This is a genomic window from Catenulispora sp. EB89 (assembly GCF_041261445.1).
Lineage (GTDB): Bacteria > Actinomycetota > Actinomycetes > Streptomycetales > Catenulisporaceae > Catenulispora.
The window spans coordinates 15,256-36,169 of record NZ_JBGCCU010000015.1 but is presented as its reverse complement, the minus strand read 5'-3'; the positions used below and the strand labels follow the sequence as shown (position 1 = coordinate 36,169).

Annotated in this window: 19 protein-coding genes; 9 read left to right on the top strand and 10 right to left on the bottom strand. The window is 70.0% G+C overall.

Going from position 1 to position 20,914, the window contains the following annotated elements; genetic code table 11:
- Nucleotides 1-214: 214 nt before the first annotated feature.
- Nucleotides 215-2,878, top strand: a complete 2,664-nt coding sequence (gene asnB, locus ABH920_RS28555) for an asparagine synthase (glutamine-hydrolyzing) (RefSeq protein ID WP_370352251.1) — start codon at nucleotides 215-217, stop codon at nucleotides 2,876-2,878.
- A gap of 97 nt (nucleotides 2,879-2,975) precedes the next feature.
- Here the strand turns inward: asnB and ABH920_RS28550 are convergent, their stop codons facing one another.
- Nucleotides 2,976-3,167: a hypothetical protein gene (locus ABH920_RS28550; RefSeq protein WP_370352250.1), complete on the bottom strand. Its 192-nt coding sequence runs from the start codon at nucleotides 3,165-3,167 to the stop codon at nucleotides 2,976-2,978.
- Between the two features lie 165 nt (nucleotides 3,168-3,332).
- Between ABH920_RS28550 and ABH920_RS28545 the strand changes: the two genes are divergently transcribed.
- On the top strand, nucleotides 3,333-3,905 hold the full coding sequence (locus ABH920_RS28545) for an SMI1/KNR4 family protein (RefSeq protein ID WP_370352476.1): 573 nt from the start codon (nucleotides 3,333-3,335) through the stop codon (nucleotides 3,903-3,905).
- 535 nt (nucleotides 3,906-4,440) lie between these two features.
- On the opposite strand, the gene ABH920_RS28540 is transcribed toward ABH920_RS28545, so the two are convergent.
- From ABH920_RS28540 to ABH920_RS28525, 4 genes are all read right to left on the bottom strand, one after another.
- Nucleotides 4,441-4,920, bottom strand: a complete 480-nt coding sequence (locus tag ABH920_RS28540; protein WP_370352249.1) for a carboxymuconolactone decarboxylase family protein — start codon at nucleotides 4,918-4,920, stop codon at nucleotides 4,441-4,443.
- The gene (locus tag ABH920_RS28535) at nucleotides 4,917-6,176 is read right to left on the bottom strand and encodes a dihydrodipicolinate reductase (protein WP_370352248.1); all 1,260 of its coding nucleotides are present in this window, start codon (nucleotides 6,174-6,176) and stop codon (nucleotides 4,917-4,919) included. Before ABH920_RS28535 ends, ABH920_RS28540 begins: the two co-directional genes overlap by 4 nt.
- Before the next feature lie 8 nt (nucleotides 6,177-6,184).
- Nucleotides 6,185-7,828 carry a GMC oxidoreductase gene (locus tag ABH920_RS28530; RefSeq protein ID WP_370352247.1) on the bottom strand — a complete coding sequence of 548 codons (1,644 nt, stop codon included), beginning with the start codon at nucleotides 7,826-7,828 and terminating at the stop codon, nucleotides 6,185-6,187.
- Nucleotides 7,829-7,951: 123 nt separating this feature from the next.
- Nucleotides 7,952-8,635 carry a flavin reductase family protein gene (locus ABH920_RS28525; RefSeq protein ID WP_370352246.1) on the bottom strand — a complete coding sequence of 228 codons (684 nt, stop codon included), beginning with the start codon at nucleotides 8,633-8,635 and terminating at the stop codon, nucleotides 7,952-7,954.
- 65 nt (nucleotides 8,636-8,700) lie between these two features.
- On the opposite strand from ABH920_RS28525, the gene ABH920_RS28520 reads away from it, so the two are divergent.
- Nucleotides 8,701-9,456: an ArsR/SmtB family transcription factor gene (locus ABH920_RS28520; protein WP_370352245.1), complete on the top strand. Its 756-nt coding sequence runs from the start codon at nucleotides 8,701-8,703 to the stop codon at nucleotides 9,454-9,456.
- 228 nt (nucleotides 9,457-9,684) lie between these two features.
- Nucleotides 9,685-11,154 carry a choice-of-anchor P family protein gene (locus ABH920_RS28515; RefSeq protein WP_370352244.1) on the top strand — a complete coding sequence of 490 codons (1,470 nt, stop codon included), beginning with the start codon at nucleotides 9,685-9,687 and terminating at the stop codon, nucleotides 11,152-11,154.
- A gap of 130 nt (nucleotides 11,155-11,284) precedes the next feature.
- Here the strand turns inward: ABH920_RS28515 and ABH920_RS28510 are convergent, their stop codons facing one another.
- Together ABH920_RS28510 and ABH920_RS28505 are read right to left on the bottom strand one after the other, a co-directional pair.
- Nucleotides 11,285-11,866: a hypothetical protein gene (locus tag ABH920_RS28510; protein WP_370352243.1), complete on the bottom strand. Its 582-nt coding sequence runs from the start codon at nucleotides 11,864-11,866 to the stop codon at nucleotides 11,285-11,287.
- 125 nt (nucleotides 11,867-11,991) lie between these two features.
- Nucleotides 11,992-12,483, bottom strand: coding sequence for a nucleoside 2-deoxyribosyltransferase domain-containing protein (locus tag ABH920_RS28505; protein ID WP_370352242.1), 492 nt, complete (start codon nucleotides 12,481-12,483; stop codon nucleotides 11,992-11,994).
- Between the two features lie 148 nt (nucleotides 12,484-12,631).
- On the opposite strand from ABH920_RS28505, the gene ABH920_RS28500 reads away from it, so the two are divergent.
- On the top strand, nucleotides 12,632-14,092 hold the full coding sequence (locus tag ABH920_RS28500) for an alkaline phosphatase family protein (RefSeq protein WP_370352241.1): 1,461 nt from the start codon (nucleotides 12,632-12,634) through the stop codon (nucleotides 14,090-14,092).
- 353 nt (nucleotides 14,093-14,445) lie between these two features.
- Entirely contained in the window at nucleotides 14,446-15,186 is a 741-nt protein-coding gene (locus ABH920_RS28495) for a transglycosylase family protein (RefSeq protein WP_370352240.1), read from the top strand.
- An 81-nt stretch (nucleotides 15,187-15,267) separates the two neighbouring features.
- On the opposite strand, the gene ABH920_RS28490 is transcribed toward ABH920_RS28495, so the two are convergent.
- A complete protein-coding gene (locus ABH920_RS28490) occupies nucleotides 15,268-15,861 on the bottom strand; it encodes an AAA family ATPase (protein WP_370352239.1) in 594 nt (197 codons plus the stop codon).
- Between the two features lie 68 nt (nucleotides 15,862-15,929).
- Nucleotides 15,930-17,093, bottom strand: coding sequence for a pyridoxal phosphate-dependent aminotransferase (locus ABH920_RS28485; protein WP_370352238.1), 1,164 nt, complete (start codon nucleotides 17,091-17,093; stop codon nucleotides 15,930-15,932).
- A gap of 150 nt (nucleotides 17,094-17,243) precedes the next feature.
- Here ABH920_RS28485 and ABH920_RS28480 point away from each other — a divergent pair, with 150 nt between their 5' ends.
- Both ABH920_RS28480 and ABH920_RS28475 read left to right on the top strand, forming a co-directional pair.
- Nucleotides 17,244-18,170: an LLM class F420-dependent oxidoreductase gene (locus tag ABH920_RS28480; RefSeq protein ID WP_370352237.1), complete on the top strand. Its 927-nt coding sequence runs from the start codon at nucleotides 17,244-17,246 to the stop codon at nucleotides 18,168-18,170.
- An 11-nt stretch (nucleotides 18,171-18,181) separates the two neighbouring features.
- Entirely contained in the window at nucleotides 18,182-18,994 is an 813-nt protein-coding gene (locus ABH920_RS28475; protein ID WP_370352236.1) for a pentapeptide repeat-containing protein, read from the top strand.
- Nucleotides 18,995-19,083: 89 nt separating this feature from the next.
- Here the strand turns inward: ABH920_RS28475 and ABH920_RS28470 are convergent, their stop codons facing one another.
- Entirely contained in the window at nucleotides 19,084-19,305 is a 222-nt protein-coding gene (locus ABH920_RS28470) for a hypothetical protein (protein WP_370352235.1), read from the bottom strand.
- 423 nt (nucleotides 19,306-19,728) lie between these two features.
- On the opposite strand from ABH920_RS28470, the gene ABH920_RS28465 reads away from it, so the two are divergent.
- Nucleotides 19,729-20,880 (top strand): sugar ABC transporter substrate-binding protein, encoded by a 1,152-nt coding sequence (locus ABH920_RS28465; protein WP_370352234.1) that lies wholly within the window; start codon nucleotides 19,729-19,731, stop codon nucleotides 20,878-20,880.
- Nucleotides 20,881-20,914 lie beyond the last annotated feature (34 nt).

The window sequence follows — 20,914 nt, the reverse complement described above, 5'->3', positions numbered from 1 at the left end:
GCCTCCGACTCCGATGGTAGCAACGTCGGAAGATCCCACGCCGGGCCGGGCGCCCACACCGATCACACGGGTGCGGGGGGCGACGGGACAGCTCACGGGGTACCTCTGCCCGCTCGAAGATCACACTACTCGACGTCGCACAGGCGTCACCCGCTCGTCGTATAGGTTTGGCTCAGCGCGGCAGGTTCTATTACGGCGAGGAGTGGCACGGTACATGTGCGGTATCGCGGGTGTCTTCGGGGCTCATGACGAGGCCATGCTCAAGCGGATGGGCGACGCCATCGCCCACCGGGGGCCCGACGGCGAGGGCGTCTACAGCGACGGATCGAACGTCGGTTACGCCCACCGCCGCCTGGCGATCATCGACCGGGCCCACGGCGACCAGCCCTTCCTCACCGAGGACGGCCGCTACGCCGCCGTCTACAACGGCGAGGTCTACAACTACCGGGAGCTGATGGCCGAGCTGGAAGCCCTCGGCCACACCTTCCGCACGGTCTGCGACACCGAGGTCGTGGTCCGCGCCTTCGCCGAGTGGGGCGAGGCGGCCTTCGACCGGTTCAACGGCATGTTCGCGGTGGCCATCCACGACGCCGAGACCGGCAAGAGCTACCTGGCGCGCGACCACTTCGGCATCAAGCCGCTCTACCTGGCCTCGGTCACCGGCGCCGACGACAGCCACCGGCTGGTCTTCGGCTCGGAGATCAAGGCGATCCTGGCCTCCGGCCTGGTCCAGGCGGCTCCGGACGACGCCACCCTCTACCGCTACCTGCGCTTCCGCATCCACGAGGACTCCGACCGCACCTTCTTCGCCGGGATCGAGAAGGTCCGCCCGGGTGAGGTCGTCGTCATCGACGGTGCCGACGTGCAGCGCCGCATGTTCACCACGCTGCGCGAGGACCTGCTGGCCGACGGCCCGCGCTCGCCGTTCACCAAGGACACCACCAAGGAGTTCAAGGAGCGGCTCACCGAGTCGATCCGGATGCGCCTGGTCGGCGAGGTGCCGGTGGGCACCGCGCTGTCCGGGGGCCTGGACTCCTCGACCGTGGTCGCGGTGATCAGCAAGCTGATGAAGCAGCACGCGCAGGACGTGGAGTCGGTCGGCGCGACGCAGAACAGCTTCTCCGCGGTGTTCCCCGGCAGCGTCAACGACGAGGAGCGCTACGTCGACGCAGTCATGGCGAAGGCCGACGGCCCGATCGAGTGCCACAAGATCCACCCGAACCCGGACGAGTTCCTGGAGGACCTCGCCGACTTCGTGCGCACGCAGGAAGAGCCGACCATCTCCACCGGCCCCTACGCGCAGTACAAGGTCATGCAGGAGGCCACCAAGCACGTCACCGTCCTGCTCGACGGCCAGGGCGCGGACGAGATGATGGCCGGCTACCTGCCGTACTACTTCGTCTACCTGCGCCAGCTGCGCAAGCAGAAGCAGTACACGAAGCTGATGCGCGAGGTCGTCTCCTCCACCGACGTGCTGTCCCGGTACGGCAAGCAGGTGGTGCGCGGCAAGCTCGGCCTGGACAAGCCGGTGGACATCCGGCAGATGCTGGACAAGGGCTTCGCCAAGCAGCACAAGGCCGAGACGTTCAGCCCGGTCCCGGACGACCTGCGGGCCCGCCTGGTCGAGGACATCTTCGCCAACTCCCTGCCCTCGCTGCTGCGCTACGAAGACCGCAACACCATGCGCTTCTCGCTGGAGGGCCGCGTGCCCTTCCTGGACTTCAACCTGGTGCGCTACCTGTTCACGCTGGAGCCCGAGGCGATCATCAAGGGCGGCTGGAACAAGAAGGTCCTGCGCGACTCGGTGCGCGGGCTGCTGCCGGACCAGATCGTCGACCGCCGCAACAAGATCGGCTTCACCACGCCGGAGCGCGAGTGGTTCCTGCGGATCAAGAACCACGTGCACACGGTGTTCCGCTCGGACTCCTTCGGCTCGCGGCCGTACTTCGACCAGGCCTCGGTGCTGCGCGCGTTCGAGGAGTTCATCTCCGGCAAGAACAGCGACACGATGCTGTTCTGGCGGATGCTGAACGTCGAGCTGTGGCTGCGCACCTTCGTGGACGCCCCCGGGACCCACGTGGACTCCACGACCTCGGCGGCCAAGGAGTACTTCGCGGCCAACCCGGGCAAGGAGATCGCGATCAGCACGCCGTCCAGCGGACAGGTGCTGCGTTTCCCGATCCAGACCGACGCCTTCGCCAAGGGCGACGACTTCCACACCAAGATCTCCGAGTACGGCGCGGAGTTCGCGACCCGGGTGGCGGAGTCCGACGACCACGCCGAGGCGCTGAACAGCCCCTGGTTCCTGGCGGTCAGCGAGAAGGTTGTCGCCATCTCGCAGGGCCGCAGCTACTTCCTGTGGGAGATCAAGCCCTCGTTCGCGGCGCGCAAGCTGCAGAAGTTCGTGGTCCGCACGCCCGCCGGCATCGGGCTGGGCTCCCCGGAGACCATGCAGCTGGCGATCCAGGAGGCGGGGCTGGCGCGGATCGTGGCCGCCTCGGCGGCGGGCGCGGTCGGCAAGGTCGTGGGCCGCAAGGGCCTGTTCTACCAGCTGGCCGGCCCCGCGGTGCGGGCCATCGACGGGCCGACGCAGTACTCGCTGTACCCGTCGAACGTCTCGGCGAAGCTGGCGCCGGCCGACCCCGGGAAGGCGGCTTCGGAGCTGGCCGACCGGCTGCGCCGGGCGCTGCCGAAGCAGGCTGCTGACACGTTCCAGGGCGTGGCCATCATCGACGCCAACGACCTGGGGTGCAACATCCTGGGGCAGGCCACGACGGTCGCCGAGGAGAAGATCGCGGAGATCTTCAAGGACAACCCGCTGGGGCAGGGCGCGCAGCGTACGCCGCTGGCCGTGGTGGTGCTGCCCAAGCAGAAGTAGCGCTTGGGCTCACGGCGTCTGAGTCCCACCATGCTGGAAGGCCCGGTTCCCTGCGGTGGCAGGGGTCGGGCCTTTTTGCTTTCTTTAGTTTTCGGTCTCAGTCGATCTCGTGGAACGCGTGATAGTGGCTCTCAGCCCACTGCTGGGCCTCCTCGTGCGTCCGCTGCCCCGGCGAGCGCGTGGTGCACTCCTCGCACTGAGCCCGCCACGGCCATCCGCCCCACGTGTGGACGATGGTCACCGGACCCCACTCGTTGCCTTGACGCTCGCGTTCGATGACCGCGTTCATCGGCACACCCTCCCCCAACGCTACGCAACCCATTTCACCAGGACCGCACACGCCGGCGCCATCGGATATACCCCTAGGGAGCGCGCCATCGGCCCGCCACCCCGAGATGCTCCCCGGGAGGCTGGAGTAGACGGCCCGGGCGCGGCTAATCTACGGCTCGTGACTATCGAAGACGACGACGACCTCGCCCTGCCCGCGGCGCTGGCCGCGATAGCCGCGATCGGCTTCCCCCTGGAAGCCGACGAGGACGAGCAGGGCGACGACGAGCGCGACGAGGACGACGCCCCCGAACACCCCCCGGTGGACTTCGAACCCTTCGAGGAGTTCCTGGACTCCGAGGACACCGCCGACTGGTTCCAAGGCTGGACCGGCAACCCGGACGCCGACGCCGACCAGTTCCGCGTCTTCGGCCAGACAGCCGACGGCGGCTACGCAGCCTTCTGGCTGGTCCGCGAGGAAGCCCCCCTGGCCGAGCAGCCCATCGTGTTCCTGGGCTCGGAGGGCGAGACCGGCGTGGTCGCCTGCGACCTGCCCTCGTTCCTCTGGCTGGTGGCCGACGGCTCAGGCCCCTACGAAGCCGTGGAGCACCCCACCCGCCGCTCCAACCCCCACCCGGAGTTCACAGCCATCGCCGAGAAGCACGCCGGCACAGACCGCATGACGGCCCGCGAAGTGGTCGCCGCAGCCCGCGACGAGTTCCCGGACTTCGAGGACACGATGGTGGAGCTCTCGCGCTGAGGCGGCGGGGCGCCGGGGAGTTCACGATGGTGGGGGCGGCAGCGTTGCCGCCCCAGTGTGTCCCGGTCGCTGGCGGTGGCACGAGTCGGCATCGGTGACGGAAGCAGTTGTCCGGCGGCGCGAGCAGCTCTCCGGCGGCGCGAGTTAGTGTCGGTGGCGGGCGCTATACGTATACAAGGGGCGAAAATGTCCTAACAGAATGCGCCGACCGCCCCGCCGGGCCGCTGCACAACTCCGCCGCACCGCAACACAGTGCATCGCGCCCCGCGCCAGACTGCTCGCGCCGCGGCCCTGCCGCCCATACCGGCAGGTCACACCGCCCGGTGCCGCCGCGCCGCCGTCTCGCGCCGTACCATCTCACGCCGCAGCGCCGGACCGCTCGCGCCGCGCCGCGGCCTTGCCGCCCCATACCGCCCGGCCACTGTCGGTACCGCCGCGCCGCCCTACCACCGCTCGTTTCCTCACGCCGCACCGCAACACATTGCGCCGCCCCGCCCTGCACTGCCGGGCCGCCACACCCCGCCCCGCCGCCGCCTCAGTGCCCCGGCAACACGCACACCGCGTCAATCCCCAGCACATGGTTGAGCCGCCCGAAAGCCAACCACGACCCCAGACACATCGTCAGCTCCACCACCTCGGCCTGCGAGTACGCCGCGAGCATCCGCCCCCAGAACTCCTCGTCCAGGCCGTGATGGTCCAGCGCGTACCGCTCGGCGTACTCGGCGGCGAGCCGCGTCCGTTCGTCGAAGCCGTCGGCCGTGCGCCACTCGGCGACCGCAGCGTCGAAGCCGTCCTCGACCTTCGCTCCGTCGCGTTCGGTGCGCCAGTCCAGGCAGAACAGGCAGCCGTTGATCTGGGCGATGCGCAGCCGTGCCGCCTCGAACTCGCGGAGGCCCAATGTCGTGTGCTGATACACCGCCATCGAGAACGCCGCCGCCGCGGGCCCTATGCCGGGCACCATCTCGCCCCACACGTAGCCGATCGGCTCCTTGCCTTCTGGTATGTCGATGATCACTGCGTCCCGTCCTCCCAGATCCCGAATGCCGGCGCCACCGGCACGTCCAGCGCGTCGTAAACCCCCGGCGCCTGCCCCGCCAGCCAGTCGATCGTGCCGACCAGGCGGCCGACGGCTGTGGCGTTTCCGCCCGCCGAGCGGTTTCCGCCCTCGTCGGCGGCCTCGATCGTGACCTCGATCCGGGGCCGGCCCTCGATCACCACGCGGTGTGCCCCGACGCCGTCCGGGGCTTGCGGCCACTCCGGGGCCACCGAGCCGTGGATGCGGGTCACGTGCTCGATCACGATCCGCGCCACGCCTCCGACTTCGCCGCGCACCTCGAATCGCACGCCGCCCTGCGTGCCCGCCGCGAACTTGCCCATCGTCGCGGTCTCGACGTCCTCGCCCAGTGCCGCGCGCTCGACGTGCTCCGAGATCCCCGACAGCTGCGCTCCCAGGGCCCGCGCCATCAGCCGGATCTGGCCGCCCCACACCATCGTGGGTACGCCCGGTGCGGTCATCAGCGGCTCGTACTCCATCGGCTGTCCCATGCCGACCAGGTACCGGACCGAGTCCTCCTGGTCGTACGTCGAGTAGTCGAAGATCTCCTGGCAGCGCACCGCCTCGATCCGGGACCCGAGCCCGGTCATCATCAGCGGCAGCACATCGTTGGCCCACCCCGGATCCACGCCCGAGGCGAACAGCGACCCGCCGCCCTCGGCCACCGCCGCGAGCACCCGCTCGCGCTGGTCCGGCGGCGCGCTGCGCGGATCGTAGAACGCGTACAACGCCGGCGTGACCACGATCGCGCCCGCCCGCACGGCGCGGACCACGTCGTCCAGCGCCTCCTCGGGCCGCACGTCGCCGGACGCCGCGTACACGACGGCCCGCGCCCCGCCAAGCGCCGCCTCGACATCAGACGCCGCGGACGCCGCGGACGCCGCAGATCCCGCAGATCCCGCAGATCCCGCAGCCGAGGACGCCGCAGTCGCCGCCCCCGCCCCTGCGGCCCCCGCCGCCGCTCCCGTAGTCGCCGCCCCGGCCCCCGCCGCCCCCGCGGCCGCCGCCCCCGTCCCCGCAGACGGCGCCAACGCAGCCGCCACCCCAAGCGCGCACCCCAGCCCCGCCAACTCCCCGGCATCCCGCCCGACCTTCGCTGGATCGTGCACCAGCACCGCGCACAACGCCAGCCCGGGGCGTGCGGCGACCGCTCGGATCGCCGCACGCCCGATGTTCCCGGTACCCCACACCGCGGTGGGGATCAGCTCATCCGCCATCGATCAGCTCAGCCGCCGTTCGCGATGATGTTCTCGATATTCCGCTCGGCCAGCGCGGTGATGGTCACGAACGGGTTCACGCTCGTGTTGCCCGGGATCAGCGCGCCGTCCATCACGTACAGCCCCGGATAGGCGGTGAGCCGGCCGTAGTTGTCCGTGGCCTGATTCAGTACCGCGCCGCCCAGCGGGTGGTACGTCAGCTCGTCCTGCCAGGTCTTGTACACCCCGAACAGGTCCGTCCGGTAGATGGTGCCCTCGGTCGAGTTGATCTTGTCGAAGATGGTCCTGGCCATCGTGATCCCGTCCTGCTTCCACGCCTGCTGCCAGCTCAGGTCCACCTTCTGCGTGGCCGGGTTCCACGAGAACTGCGCACGGTGCGGGTTGTTCGTGATCGACAGGTACAGCGAGGCCCACGTCTCGATCCCGATCGGCAGCGGCGCCACCTCGGCGAACGCCCCGCCCGCGGTCCAGTTGTCGATGCCGCCGCAGGGGACCGTGGACTGGTTGGAGCCGGTCGGGTCCCAGATCTGGTTCGCCCGGCCGACCATGATGTTCCCGTTGTCGCCCCAGTTCTGGCCGACCTGGTCGTTCAGGTTCGGCAGCTGCCCGGTGTCGCGCATCTGGACCAGCAGCTTGCTGGTGCCCACGCTGCCGGCCGCGAAGACCACCTTGTCGGCGGTGACCTCCTTGGTGACGACCACGTTCCCGGAGGTGTCCAGCTGGTTCATCAGCACCGTGTAGCCGCCGCCGGAGGCCGGGGACACCGAGGTCACCTTGTGCAGCGGCGTGATGTTGACCTTGCCGGTGGCCAGCGCGGCCGGGATGTACGTCTTCTGCAGGGACTTCTTGCCGTAGTTGTTGCCGTAGAGCAGTTCCTGGGCCAGCGCCGAGCGCGGGACGGTGCCGGCGTCCTCGGCCTGCATGTAGGTCCAGTCGTACACGTCCGGCACGAACTCGAACGGGAAGCCCGAGCGCGCGGCCTGCTTCTGCCCGACCCGCGCGAACTGGTACCACTGCGTGGTGTTGAACCAGCTGTTCGGGATGACCCCGGCGCCGAGCCCGGCGTTGGCGCGCGGGTAGTACACGTTGTACATCTCGGCGGGGTTCACCGAGGGCAGGATGGCGCCGAAGTTCGACTGCTTCGGCGTGACCGCCATGCCGCCGTTCACCAGCGAACCTCCGCCGACCCCGCGGCCCTGGTAGACCGTGATCCCGGCGAAGTCCTCGGCGTCCAGGATCCCGGTGTAGTTCGGGATGCTGCGGTCGATCGGGATCCCGAGGAAGTACCCGACCGGCTGTTTGGTCTGCGTCCGAAGCCAGAACGACCGCTGGTCCGGACTGGTCAGGTTGCAGAAGATCTTGCCGTCCGAGCCCGGGGTGTTCCAGGCCATGCCCATCTCGATCATCTCCACCGCGACGCCGGCCTGGGCCAGCCGCAGCGCCGCGACCGAACCGCCGTATCCGGTGCCGATGACCAGCGCCTGGACGTGCGCCCCGTTGGAGATGGGGGTGCTGCGCGGCGCGGCGGCCGAGGCGCGCCCGGCCGAGAAGCCCCCCAACGCCGCCGCACCCAGAACCGTGCCTGTTCCCGCCAGGAATCCGCGCCGTGAAAGACCTCGGGCTCCTGGGTCTGGCCTTGATGTTGCGCTCATGTGACGCTCCTCACATGGTGCGGATTTTGAGAACTTGTTCTACTACCGCCGGCATGAGAAGTCACGAGCTACTGACAAGTAATATAACGGAGCATCAGATCAAAAAGCCCAGGTAGATCGCTACTAATCGGTATGCGAGTCCTGAGACGCCGGACCGCGCGGGGTTTGACTCCGGTAGGTGAAGCCGAGCTCACGCCCGAGCCCGAAGTAGTGCCGGAAGTTGTAGATCAGCGGGCTCCAGGCCGCCGGCTCGACATGGTTCGTCCCCGGGATCACGATCGCCGGATCGGCGTGCACCCGGAGCACCCGCGCCTCCACGATGAGGAAGTCGTCGGTGACGTCCGGCAGCGCCCGCGCCACGGCGGCCTCGAACTGCAGGCCGCACTCGGCGACCCGCGGCGGATTGACAAGCTCGGACTCGGCGGATGTGAACCCCGATAGACCGAACTTGTCAGGCTCGAACCGCATCCCCGGCGGCTTCCCCTCCGGCACCGGGAACCGGCCGGTCACCCCGGCCAGGCTCTCGATCCGCCGCCACAGGTGCGGCCCCGGGACGTTGATCACGATCTGCGGACGCCGTGCCAGGTTGTACGCGGTCTGGCCCTCGGCGCCCAGACCGAGCACGATCGTGTAACCCAGCGCCCACGCCGAGGAGATCGGCGCCAGGTTGGCCGAGCCGTCGTCGTTCTCGGTCGACAACAGGACCACCGGGGTGCCGAAGTACAGGATCGACGGCTCGATCGTGACATGCGCGCCCTGCGTGACATGTGCGCTCTGCGTGCTCGTCCTACTCGTTGCGCTGCTCATGGAGCGACCGTAGGCAGCGGACACTTCGGCGGCCGCCGAACTCCGGCCGGAGAATAATCGCTGGTATGAGCACCACAGGCAGTAGCACAGGCAGTACCACCGCGAACCCCCTGCTGGCCGGCGCCGACCTGGCCGCCATGGCCCGCCTGCTCGCCGACGGCACCCGCGCCACCTTCTGCCTGGCCCTGCTCGACGGCCGCGCCTGGACCCCCACCGAGCTGGCCAGACACGCCGGCGTCGCGCCGTCCACCGCCACCGAGCACCTCAACGCCATGGTCACCGGCGGCCTGCTCGCCGAGGAACGCCAAGGCCGGCACCGCTACGTGCGCCTGGCCGACCAGCAGGTCGCCGAGCTCATCGAGACCCTGGCCGCCGCCGCACCCGTGCGCTCCGCACCGCCGCCGCGCACGCTGTCCGCCGACAGCCGGCGGCGCGCGCTGGCCCACGCCCGCACCTGCTACGACCACCTGGCCGGCCGGGTCGGCGTGGCCATCGCCGACGCGATGACCGAGCGCGCGCTGGTGGACTGGGAGCACGGCCTGCGGCTCACGCCGGGTGGCGAGCGCTGGCTCGCCGAGCTCGCCATCGACGTGCCCGCCGCGGCCAAGCGGCCGGCGCTGCGGCCGTGCCTGGACTGGACCGAGCGCCGTCCGCACCTGGCCGGTGCCGTCGGCGCGGCGCTGTGCGGCCACGCTCTCGACAAGGGCTGGATCCGGCGGGTCGGCAGTACCCGCGCGGTGCTCGTCACGCCGGCCGGCCGCGAGGTGTTCTCCGGCGCGCTGGGGCTGTCCGCCGAGCTGCTGACCCCGGCCGCCAACTGACTCAGTTCTCTGATTCAGCCGACGTCCGCCGCCGGGCGCCGGTCTATGCGGCATGAGCATGGCGTCCGGCCTCCCGGTGCGCCAGCCGACGCCCGGCTCCCGCCCGGCAGACAACCGAATCAGAGCTCGAATAGGTTCACTCCTCGCGCGGCCCGGCCACCGGTGAACTGGTGGTCCCAGTGGGGATGGTGCCGCGCGGTTCCCATTCGGGTTCAGAAGGGGTGGAACATGTCAGCAGCCTCAATCAGTGTACGAAGAGCCTTGGCGTTCCTCGGGATGCTCGCCCTCACCTTCGCCGCGGTGGTGGTCGCGCCCGCGAGCCGGGCGCACGCCGCGGCGAACGTCGCGGTGCAGGTCGGCTACGCCGACAACCTGCGCGCGAACCCCAACAACTTCCCGACCCCGTGGGAAGGCGCGCCGAACGTCACCTACGGCGGCTGCAGCGTCCCCGGCGGCTGCACGTTCGACGCCGGCGCGCTGCGCGTGATCAACAACACCGGGGTCAACGTCAACGTCGACTACATCAAGGTGAGCTTCGGCACCTGCGTGTTCGACATCTGGCGGCACAACGTCCCGCTCGGTCCGAACGGGCAGTACATCGTCACCCAGACCATCAACTCCTTCAGCTCCGGCTGCACCTCCGACGGTTCCTTCGACACCTCGGACATCGGGCCCAACGGCGCGTCCTGGTCCGGGAACTGCAACCAGTCCGGCGTGGTCCCGCTGGTCACGGTGTCCATCGACGGCGTGGTCAGCAACTTCCCGGACACCGGCAAGATCCTGAACACCGGCGGCGTCGACGGCGCCAGCTGCGGCATGGGCAACGAGTCCCAGCAGTGGGCCCCGGTCGGCAGCGTCTCGTGCCCGGGCTCGATCCTGAAGCTGGCGCCGAGCCAGCAGGAACTCGCGGTCGGGTCCACGGCCTCGGTCACCGCCACCTACGTCAACAGCTGCGGCGACCCGCTGCAGGGCGCGTCGATCGCGTTCAAGGTCGCCAGCGGCCCGAATGCCGGGGTGGGAGGCGCCGTCTCCACGGACGCCTCGGGCAACGCGACGTTCAGCTATACCGGCACGGCTTCGGGCACTGACACCGTCGGCGCCTCGACGTCGAACCCGGCCGGCACCATCACCTCCAACACCGTCTCGGTCATCTGGGACGTCCTGCTCACCGGCGACGCCTACGGCCTGAAATCCTCCGGCCTGGTGGGCATCACACCGACCCCTGAGGCCGGTCCGGTGGCGACCACCGTGGCCAGCAACAGCTCGCCGCCGTGCGTGGTGACCATCAGTGGCCTGATCAGCGCCGGAACTCTGTGCGCGAACGTCTCCACCGCGGTCGGCCCCGCCTCCTCCACGGCCAACGCCTCGGTGCAGCACGTCGGCATTGGCCTGCTGGGCCTGCCGGCGATCGCGATCGGTGCGGTCACGTCCACCTCGCACTCGGTCTGCTCCGGCAGCACCGGCGGCGCCACCATCGCCAGCATCACGGTCGGCGGCGTCGTGGTCCCGGTCAGCGTCACCCCGGGCCCGAACACCACGGTGAACATCCTGGGGATCAAGCTGATCCTGAACGAGCAGATCGCCACGAACACCGCCACCGACCACGTGCTCACGGTCAACGCGGTGCACGTGATCGTGCCCGGCCTGCTGGACACGACCGTGGCCTCCTCGACGAGCGACATCCACGGGTGTGTGTGAGCTCTGAGATGAGCCGGTAGCGTACGGAAAGCCGACGGCCCGGCCGGGAATCCAATCCCCGGCCGGGCCGTCGTGCTGTGTAGCTGTGGTGCTGTGGTGCCGCCGCCCGATGCGGCGCCGTGCGGGCTCGTCAGCCCTGGCAGGCGGTGACCATCGCCTGAGCGTCGTTCAGCACCGAGGTGGTGTCGGGCATCTTCCCGGCGCCGGCCTGCTGCGCGAGGTTGATGTAGTCGTCGCCGACCTTCTTGATCGCCGCGGCCGCGGCCGGGTTGGTGGACTTCCCGGCGTCGGCGTGCAGCTTGTCCCCGATGCCCTTGATCGCGGACAGCGCGCCGGCCGGGTCGCTCGCCGCGCCGCTGAGCGCGCTGGAGCCGCTGGCCAGGTCCGAGGTGGCCGCCTGGCAGCCGGGGTCGCTGCCCCCGAGCCCGCCGACGGTGCCCCCCGAGGAACCGCCGGTGCTGGAGCTGTCCGAGGACGAGGCGCCGCCGGTGGAGCCCGCGGTGTCCGACGACGACGCGCCGCCGGTGGACGACCCGCCGGTCGACGACGACCCGCCGGAGGCGGCGGTCGTGCTCGACCCCAGACCGCCCGCGAGCGGGTTCCCCCCGGTGGAGCCGGTGGTGGTTCCGGACGAAGCGCAGCCCCCGAGCAGAATGACTGACGAGGCCACTGCCAAGCCGACGAGAGTCCGTACGCCACGCGTGGTGGACATGGTGTTACCCCCATTGTTGTTGGACGTGCGAAGTGCTTCGCCACGCTACCGCAACGGGTTGACGGCGAGTGCACAGACCGGAGGGTCATTCCCGATATCCCGGTCCAAAAGTGCACCGCCCGAGACTAAGGCGTGATGTCGATCGCTGAGATGATCTCCACCGCCTTCGTGACGGTCTCCGCCAACGTCTGCGTCACAGGTACGCCCAACCTACGCGCCAACCGGATCAGGTACCGGTTCCTTTCCGGATTCGGGCACTCCGGCGGGCAGCCGAGCACCACTTTGCCGGTGCGCGCGACGAATCCGAACTCCACATTCGTCGTGAAGCCGGGCAATGTCCGCAGATCGCGCGGGATCCAGAACAGGATCGCCGAGGCGCGCTCCAATCCCTCCCACTCCCACTCGATCTGGTCCTCGTACTCGGTTTCCCGCAGTCCTCCCGGGCTCTCCGGCACCAGGACGTGCAGCGTCCGCGGCGCGGTCCACGCGGCCTCCAGGGCCGCGATCGCCTGCGGACGCCAGGAGGCCACGGCCTCGGAACGCGGAGTCGGACCGGCCAGGAAGACGCTCGGTCCGGACGGGATGGCCTCGCGGGCCCACACGACGGAAACGGTCACCCGGCAATCATCGCCGCACCGCGAGGCATCCGTGCGTTCTCCCCGAATCCACCATCGGCGATTACCTTGCCAAAGGAGGACGACATCTCAATTCTCTGATCTCTATCCGCCGGATCCGCACCGGTCCGGCGAAGACGGGAGCCCGCGCATGTCGTTGACCCGCCGCCGCCTGCTCACCACGGGCGCCGCCACCTCGGCCCTGTCCCTGCTGCCGGCCTCGCTCACCAAGGCGATGGCCGCCGCCGCCCCGGACGACCGGCTGCACGCCCTGGACCAGATCGAGCACGTCATGATCCTGATGCAGGAGAACCGCAGCTTCGACCACTACTTCGGCACGCTGTCCGGCGTGCGGGGGTTCGGCGACCGCGACGCGATCCGCCTGCCCGACGGCCGTCCGGTGTTCTACCAGCCCGACACCGCCAACCCCGACGGCTACACCCTGCCGTTCCGCATCGACACCACCAAGACCAGCGGCGCCAAGTACCCGAGTACCGACCACAGCTGGCACGGCCAGCACGCCTCCTGGAACAACGGCGCCATGGACGGCTGGATGGCCGCGCACCGCCCGGCCGACGGCGGCCCGTGGTCCATGGGCTACCTGACGCGCGAGGACCTGCCGTTCCACTACGCGCTCGCCGACGCCTTCACCGTCTGCGACAACTACCACTGCTCGGCCTTCGGCCCCACGCACGCCAACCGGCTGTTCGCGATCAGCGGCACCAACGACCCCGACGGCGTGGCCGGCGGCCCGGTGGTGAGCAACAGCAACCCGGCGCCGTTCCGCTGGACCACCTACGCCGAGCGCCTGGAGGCGGCGGGCATCAGCTGGCGCTATTACGTCGCCAACACTCAGGGCTCGGACCTGAGCTGGTTCCAGAGCTTCCAGAACGCCCCGCACGATTCCCCCCTGTGGATCAACGGGATGCAGCCGCGGCCGCCGCAGGCGATCGCCGACGACATCGCCAACGGCGACCTGCCCGCCGTCAGCTGGCTGAACTCGCAGTACCTGCCCTCGATCGGGCAGCCGGAGGCCAGCGAGCACCCGCCGGCGCTGCCCGGGGCCGGGGCGCAGTACATCTGGGGCGTGCTGGACGCGCTCGGGCAGCACCCCGAGGTGTGGGCCAAGACCCTGCTGATCATCACCTACGACGAGAACGACGGCCTGTTCGACCACGTGCGGCCGCCGACCGCGCCGGCCGGGACGCCGGGGGAGTGGATCACCGTCGACCCGCTGCCGGCGGAGTGCCAGGGCATCGCCGGGCCCTCCGGGCTCGGCTTCCGGGTGCCGACGATCGTGGTCTCGCCGTGGAGCGCCGGCGGCTTCGTGTGCTCGGAGGTGTTCGACCACACCTCGACGCTGCGGCTGCTGGAGCGCCGCTTCGGCGTGCGGGAGACGAACATCAGCGCCTGGCGCCGCCGCACCGTCGGTGACCTGACCGGGACGTTGCGTATGCACGACCGGCCGCAGCACCGGTTCCCGAAGCTCCCGGACGCCGCGGCGCTCTACCAGCAGGAACTGAACGAGGTCGCGACGCTACCGGCCGTCGTTCCGCCGACCGTGCAGAGCATGCCGCGCCAGGAACGCGGACATAGGCGCCATATGGGCTGATTAGTCCGTTTTTGCCCCTCCGGGAAGGCTCTGAGAAGAGTTCAGGGCCTTCCCGGATTCGTTTGTCCCGAATGTGATCCGCTCGCCACGCTTCGTGAGATCTGCGTCGGAAAGGCGCCAATTCCCTTACTGCCGGTGTGTCCCTTATCAACGGCATGTCATCGTTCTTGTGATTTGCTCAGGCTTGTGCTTACCGTCTGGGGCATGCCCCGCCACGAGCGGGGACCTCGCCGGCCGGCACGCCGCATTCCTGCCCCGGACCGCGAGAGTCATTTTCTGCACCCGACCCCCGTGATCGGAGCAGGAGGCTGGCGCCCAGCGCTGGCCGGCGTGGCGGAGAGAGCTGACTGATCATGAGCAAGTCCATGCTGTCCGGCCGCAAGAAGGCCGGGATCGTCGTGGCCTCCGTGGCCGGCGCCGCGGTCGTGCTGCCCGCCCTGATGGCCTCCACCGCCAGCGCCGCCAGCGTCTCCACCTGGGACCAGGTCGCCTCCTGCGAGAGCGGCGGCAACTGGTCGATCAACACCGGCAACGGCTACTACGGCGGCCTGCAGTTCTCGACCAGCTCCTGGCTCGGGGCCGGCGGCGGCAAGTACGCCCCGCGCGCCGACCTGGCCACCAAGGACCAGCAGATAGCCGTGGCCGAGAACCTGCTGGCCTCCCAGGGCCCCGGCGCCTGGCCGGTCTGCGGCCCGCGCGCGGGCCTGAGCGCCGGTGGCGCGGCGGCCGCCGTGAACCCGGGCAGCGGCTCGACCGGCTCCAGCTCCAGCAGCTCCAGCACGACCCAGCAGCAGACCCAGACCCAGACGCAGCAGCAGGCGCCGAAGCAGCAGACGCAGCCGCAGCAGCAGTACAAGCAGTCCTGGAACTGGAACGCGCCGAAGCAGCAGAACACTCAGCCCGCCCCGGCCCAGAACGCGGCCCCGCAGGCTCAGCCGACCGGTGCGACCTACACCATCAAGAGTGGCGACACGCTGTCGCAGATCGCCGTCACCAACCACGTGGCCGGCGGCTGGCAGAGCCTGTTCCAGCTGAACAAGGGCCAGATCTCGAACCCGAACCTGATCTTCCCGGGCCAGGTCATCAAGCTCTGAGAACCGGATCCCCGGTGCCTTTTCGCCGCCCCGGCCTGCTTCGCGCGGGCCGGGGCCGGCGGTCTGTCGCAGGAGCCTTAGTCAGGCGGTGCGTGTCGCCGAGACCTCGTCCAGCGTTTGCTTGAGCGACGTCTCAGCATCCTGTGTCGCGGAGTCCAGCACCAGATGCGGCTCCGGCCACGCCTCCCACAACCCCTGCATCCGCTGCACATGTGTCCACGGCACCGTGGGCCGCCACCCCGGGATCCCCCGGTCCCGACCCTCGACCCGCGCCTTGTGCACTTCCGGATCCGAGCACACGCACTCCACCCCCACGAAGCGCGCCCCCAGACTCTCGGCCACCCGCCGATAGCGCTCCCGCACCTCGACCTCGTGCCCCGGCACGTCCAGCACCACGTCCAGTCCCAGCTGTAGCTGCCGCGCGAGCGCCCCGACGAGCATCATCTCGGCCAGCGGCACCATGTTCTCCTCCGTCAGCACCCGGAACGGCGTCAAAGCCCCGAGCTGCCAGTCCGTGGAGAACACCGCCGCCCGCAACTCCCGCGCCAACCCCTCGGCCAACGTGCTCTTTCCGGCCCCCGGCACCCCCGCGACCAGGATCGCGGCCGGCTTCGCCGCCGGGTCCAGGGGCGTCAGCTTCTCATAGGCCTGAAATGCGGCTTCGTAGTCGGTCATGGAACCGACCCTAGGCAAGCGACCGCCCGGAACCCGCGCGCTTTCGCTGACGGCGAACGCACGCCTGGCTAACCCTTCAACCGCCCCAACCGCTCGACAGCCTCGACCAGCACCTCGTCCTTCTTGCAGAACGCGAACCGCACCAGGCTCCGCGCCGCCTCGACGTCGTCGTAGAACACCTGGTTCGGAATCGCCACGACGCCGCACCGCTCAGGCAGTTCGCGGCAGAACTCCATCCCGTTCTTCTCGCTCAGCCCGCTGATGTCGGTGGTGACGAAGTACGTCCCGTCCGGCACGAACACCTCGAACCCGGCCGCGCTCAGCCCGCCGGCCAGCAGGTCGCGCTTGCGCCGCAGGTCGGCGCGCAGCGTCGTGAAGTACTCGTCCGGCAGAGCCAGGGCGGTAGCGGCGGCGTACTGGAAGGGGCCGCTCGCCACGTACGTCAGGAACTGCTTCGCGCTGCGGACCGCGGAGACCAGCGCCGGCGGCGCCGTCACCCAGCCGACCTTCCAGCCGGTGAAGGAGAAGGTCTTGCCCGCCGAGCCGATCGTGACCGTGCGCTCGCGCATCCCGGGCAGCGTGGCCAGCGGGATGTGCTCGGGGCCGAACGTCAGGTGCTCGTAGACCTCGTCGGTGACGACCAGCAGGTCGCGCTCGCACGCCAGCCGCGCGATCGCCTCGGACTCGGCGCGGGTGAGCACCATGCCGGTCGGGTTGTGCGGGGTGTTCAGCAGCAGCAGGCGGGTGCGGTCGGTTACGGCGGCGCGCAGCGCGTCCAGGTCGGGGCGGAAGTGCGGGGGACGCAGCGTCACCGGCACGCGCACGCCGCCGGCCATCGCGATGCAGGCCGTGTACGAGTCGTAGTACGGCTCAAACGCGACCACCTCGTCGCCGGGCTCCAGCAGCGCCAGCAGCGCCGCCGCGATGGCCTCGGTGGCGCCGGCGGTGACCAGCACCTCGGTGTCCGGGTCGAAGTCCAGGCCGTAGAAGCGCTTCTGGTGCTCGGCCACGGCCCTGCGCAGCTCCGGGATGCCGGGCCCGGGCGGGTACTGGTTGCCGTGCCCGGACAGCACCGCCTCGGCCGCCGCGCGCTTGATCTCCTCGGGGCCGTCGGTGTCCGGGAAGCCCTGGCCCAGGTTGATCGAGCCGGTGGCCACGGCCAGCGCCGACATCTCGGCGAAGATGGTGGTGCCCATCGGGGCCAGGCGGCTGTTGACGTAGGGCATGCGCATGACGCCATCCTGCCGTACCGGCACCGTCACGCACGGGTGGCCCGCGCGTCCTCGGCTCGTGCGTCCGCCGCGCATCCGCGGCGCACCCGACGTGCATCCGCCGCGCGAGCGCCGCCGCGAGTGCGCCGCACCGTGTGAAAGGCTTGCCCCATGGACTTGCGCATCTTCACCGAGCCCCAGCAGGGCGCCGACTACGACACCCTCCTCACCGTCGCCAAAGCCACCGAGGACCTGGGCTTCGACGCGTTCTTCCGCTCCGACCACTACCTGAAGATGGGCGACGTCACCGGCGCCCCCGGGCCCACCGACGCCTGGATCACGCTGGCCGGCCTGGCCCGCGAGACCAGCCGCATCAAGCTCGGCACCCTGGTCAGCCCGGCCACCTTCCGGCTGCCCGGCCCGCTGGCCATCGCCGTCGCGCAGGTCGACGCCATGGCCGGTCCGGGCCGCGTGGAGCTGGGCCTGGGCACCGGCTGGTTCGGCGACGAGCACACCGCCTACGGCATCCCCTTCCCGGAGAAGCGCTTCGGCCTGCTGGAGGAGCAGCTGGAGATCGTCACCGGGCTGTGGAACACCCCCGAAGGCGCGACCTACAGCTTCAAGGGCGAGCACTACACCCTCAGCGACTCCCCGGCGCTGCCCAAGCCGGTCACCAAGCCGCACCCGCCGATCATCATCGGCGGTGGCGGCCCGAAGCGCACCCCGCGCCTGGCCGCGCGCTACGCCGCCGAGTACAACACCTCGTTCAGGTCCTTCGAGGACAGCGAACGCCTGTTCGGCACGGTCCGCGAGGCCGTCGCCGCCAACGGCCGCGCCCCGGAGTCGATGACGTACTCCGCGGCCCTGGTGGCCTGCGTCGGCCGCGACGAGGCCGAGTACGCCAGGCGCGCCGCCGCGATCGGCCGCGAGCCGGCCGAGCTGCGCGAGAACGGCCTGGCCGGCACCCCGGCGGAGGTCGTGGACAAGCTCGGCCGCTACGCCGGCATCGGCACCCAGCGCGTCTACCTGCAGATCCTGGACCTGTCCGACCTGGACCACCTGGACCTGATCGCGAACGACGTGATGCGCCAGCTGTAAGCAGCACCCTGATGCCCAGCCCCCGCACCGACCTGAGCGCCGACTGCGCCGACTGCTTCGCGCTGTGCTGCGTGGGGCTGGCCTTCACGGCGTCCCGGGACTTCGCCGTCGACAAGTCCGCCGGGACGCCGTGCCCCAACCTCGCCGCCGACGACCGCTGCTCCATCCACACCGGACTGCGCGGCCGCGGCTTCCAGGGCTGCACCGTCTACGACTGCTTCGGCGCCGGCCAGAAGCTGTCCCAGCAGACCTTCGGCGGCGTGTCCTGGCGCGAGGCCCCGCACACCGCCGCGCAGATGTTCGCCGCGCTCCCGCTGATGCGCCAACTGCACGAGATGCTCTGGTACCTCACCGAAGCCGAGACCCTGGCCGCGGCCTCCGCGCTGCGCACCGAGATCAGCTGGTCCGCCGAGGAGACCGAACGCCTCACCGGGCTGCCCGCCGACGAACTGCTGGCCCTGGACGTCGCCGCCCACCGCCAGGGTGTCAGTGAACTGCTCTCCGAAGTCAGCACCCTGATCCGAGCCGGCATCGGCACCGGCCGCAAGAAGGACCGGCGAGGTGCCGACCTGATCGGCGCCCGCCTGCCACGAGCCGACCTGCACGGCGCGGACCTGCGCGGCGCCTACCTGATCGGCACCGACCTCTCCGGCGCCGACCTGCGCCGCGCCGACCTGATCGGCGCCGACCTGCGCGACGCGAACCTGGCCGGAGCCGACCTGACCGGCGCCATATTCCTGACCCAGACCCAGCTCAACGCAGCCCTCGGAGATCAGAGGACGAAGATCAGCGAAGGGCTGACGCGGCCCTCACGCTGGGAGTGACGGCCGGGGACGAACCGACCGCCGGGATAAGTTGAATAGTCCGCGGTTCCCGACCCAGGCCCCGGACAACAAAGCCCCGAACAAAGGCCTCAATCGTTCGGATCCGCCGCCAAAGCCCTGGTCCACCCTTCGGTGACCGCCGCGACATCCGCGGAGCCGGCGACCGTGAGCGCGACGTCACGATCCGACCAGCGGTCCGCCTGACCGGTCGCCGACGAACCCAGCAGCACCGCGCCGGTGACGTCCGCGTCGGCCTCGGCGCGCGCGGCCAGCGCCGCGAGCACACGATCGCGGTCGGCGGGGGTGAACATAGCGGCACATCATCTGTCAAAGGGTGCTTACAGGACAAGATCAAGGTTGCGCGCCGCACCTAAAGATCGTCGCCGAGCGTGATCGGGCGTGTGGTGATCACCGGTCGCCGGAACCGGTACCGCGCCTCGGCGTTGAGCGAATTTGAGGTGCGCGACGCCTTCTCGCCACACCCCGGCCGACCAGGCAAGTGCCCTGCTTCACAAGGTCTGTGCGGGCCTGGACGAGGCGGTATCCGTAGCAGGGCCGCCCGCCGGGCGCCAAGGCGGTCCGGACGTTGCCGTTTCGTGACGTGTTCATGGCGGATTCGTGTCCGCCAGCTCATAGCGATCATGGTCGAAACCCGAATAGGTTTTGCGCGTCAACATATCGGCGGCGCCTCCCGGGGGTAGGCGACGTGCGGAACCAGAAAGGGGCAAGCTCCCATGCGTAAGGCGATACTCGCTATCACCGCACTCGGCGCCGCGGTTGCGTTGAGCGCAGCTGGATGCAGTAGCTCGAAGAGCAGCGGCAGCTCCACCACCGGCGGCAGCAGCTCGACCACGAGCGCGGCCGGCGGCAGCAGCAGCAGTAGCAGCGGCACTCCGCACTACACGAACAACAAGGTCGGCGTCCTGCTCCCGGACACCAACTCCTCGCCGCGGTGGGTCAACTCCGACCCCAACGAGCTCAAGACCCAGTGCGACAGCTTGGGTCTGGTCTGCGACATCCAGAACGCGAACGGTTCGGCCACGACGCAGACGACCCAGGCGCAGTCGATGCTCAACGAGGGCGTCGGCGTCCTGATGATCGTCAACCTGGACTCCGGCTCGGCCAAGGCGATCGAGGCCCAGGCCCAGGCCAAGGGCGTCGTCACCATCGACTACGACCGCCTCACCCTCGGCGGCAGCGCGCAGTACTACGTGTCCTTCGACAACACCGCGGTCGGCACCCTTCAGGGCAACGCCCTGGTCAAGTGCCCGCAGGTGGCCGGCAAGACCGCCGTGAAGTACGTCGAGGAGGACGGCGCCGCGACCGACAACAACGCGACGCTGTTCAAGCAGGGCTACGAGGGCGTGCTGAGCAAGCAGGCCGGCTGGACCCTGGCCGGCGACCAGTCCGGCAACTGGGACAACCCGGCCGGTACCGCGCAGTCGACCTTCCAGAAGCTGCTGCAGGGCGCGCCGAACCTGAACGCGGTCATGGTCGCCAACGACGAGATGGCCAACGCCGTCATCACCGTGCTCAAGCAGCAGGGCCTCAACGGCAAGGTGGCCGTCTCCGGCCAGGACGCGACCGCGACCGGTCTGCAGAACATCCTGACCGGCGACCAGTGCTTCACGATCTACAAGCCGGTCAAGGGCGAGGCCGACGTGGCCGTCAAGCTGGCCAGCCAGATCCTGTCCGGCCAGAAGCCGACCGCGCCGGCCACGGTCCACGACGGGACCGGCAACCGTGACGTCCCGTCCTACCTGGCCACCCCGGTCGTGGTGGACAAGAGCAACATCACCCTGCCGTTCACCGACGGCTACCAGAAGGCCTCCGACGTGTGCACCGGCTCCTTCCAGGCGCTGTGCACGGCGGCCGGTATCAAGTAACCCCGCTCGACCCGCGGCGGTGCGCATCGGGTTC

What these genes read in the sequence shown, in the direction of transcription:
- asnB (WP_370352251.1), top strand. Translation starts at nt 215, where the DNA reads ATGTGCGGTATCGCGGGTGTCTTCGGGGCTCATGACGAGGCCATGCTC.
- ABH920_RS28550 (WP_370352250.1), bottom strand. Translation starts at nt 3,167, where the DNA reads ATGAACGCGGTCATCGAACGCGAGCGTCAAGGCAACGAGTGGGGTCCG.
- ABH920_RS28535 (WP_370352248.1), bottom strand. Translation starts at nt 6,176, where the DNA reads ATGGCGGATGAGCTGATCCCCACCGCGGTGTGGGGTACCGGGAACATC.
- ABH920_RS28530 (WP_370352247.1), bottom strand. Translation starts at nt 7,828, where the DNA reads ATGAGCGCAACATCAAGGCCAGACCCAGGAGCCCGAGGTCTTTCACGG.
- ABH920_RS28525 (WP_370352246.1), bottom strand. Translation starts at nt 8,635, where the DNA reads ATGAGCAGCGCAACGAGTAGGACGAGCACGCAGAGCGCACATGTCACG.
- ABH920_RS28520 (WP_370352245.1), top strand. Translation starts at nt 8,701, where the DNA reads ATGAGCACCACAGGCAGTAGCACAGGCAGTACCACCGCGAACCCCCTG.
- ABH920_RS28515 (WP_370352244.1), top strand. Translation starts at nt 9,685, where the DNA reads ATGTCAGCAGCCTCAATCAGTGTACGAAGAGCCTTGGCGTTCCTCGGG.
- ABH920_RS28510 (WP_370352243.1), bottom strand. Translation starts at nt 11,866, where the DNA reads ATGTCCACCACGCGTGGCGTACGGACTCTCGTCGGCTTGGCAGTGGCC.
- ABH920_RS28500 (WP_370352241.1), top strand. Translation starts at nt 12,632, where the DNA reads ATGTCGTTGACCCGCCGCCGCCTGCTCACCACGGGCGCCGCCACCTCG.
- ABH920_RS28495 (WP_370352240.1), top strand. Translation starts at nt 14,446, where the DNA reads ATGAGCAAGTCCATGCTGTCCGGCCGCAAGAAGGCCGGGATCGTCGTG.
- ABH920_RS28490 (WP_370352239.1), bottom strand. Translation starts at nt 15,861, where the DNA reads ATGACCGACTACGAAGCCGCATTTCAGGCCTATGAGAAGCTGACGCCC.
- ABH920_RS28485 (WP_370352238.1), bottom strand. Translation starts at nt 17,093, where the DNA reads ATGCGCATGCCCTACGTCAACAGCCGCCTGGCCCCGATGGGCACCACC.
- ABH920_RS28480 (WP_370352237.1), top strand. Translation starts at nt 17,244, where the DNA reads ATGGACTTGCGCATCTTCACCGAGCCCCAGCAGGGCGCCGACTACGAC.
- ABH920_RS28475 (WP_370352236.1), top strand. Translation starts at nt 18,182, where the DNA reads ATGCCCAGCCCCCGCACCGACCTGAGCGCCGACTGCGCCGACTGCTTC.
- ABH920_RS28470 (WP_370352235.1), bottom strand. Translation starts at nt 19,305, where the DNA reads ATGTTCACCCCCGCCGACCGCGATCGTGTGCTCGCGGCGCTGGCCGCG.
- ABH920_RS28465 (WP_370352234.1), top strand. Translation starts at nt 19,729, where the DNA reads ATGCGTAAGGCGATACTCGCTATCACCGCACTCGGCGCCGCGGTTGCG.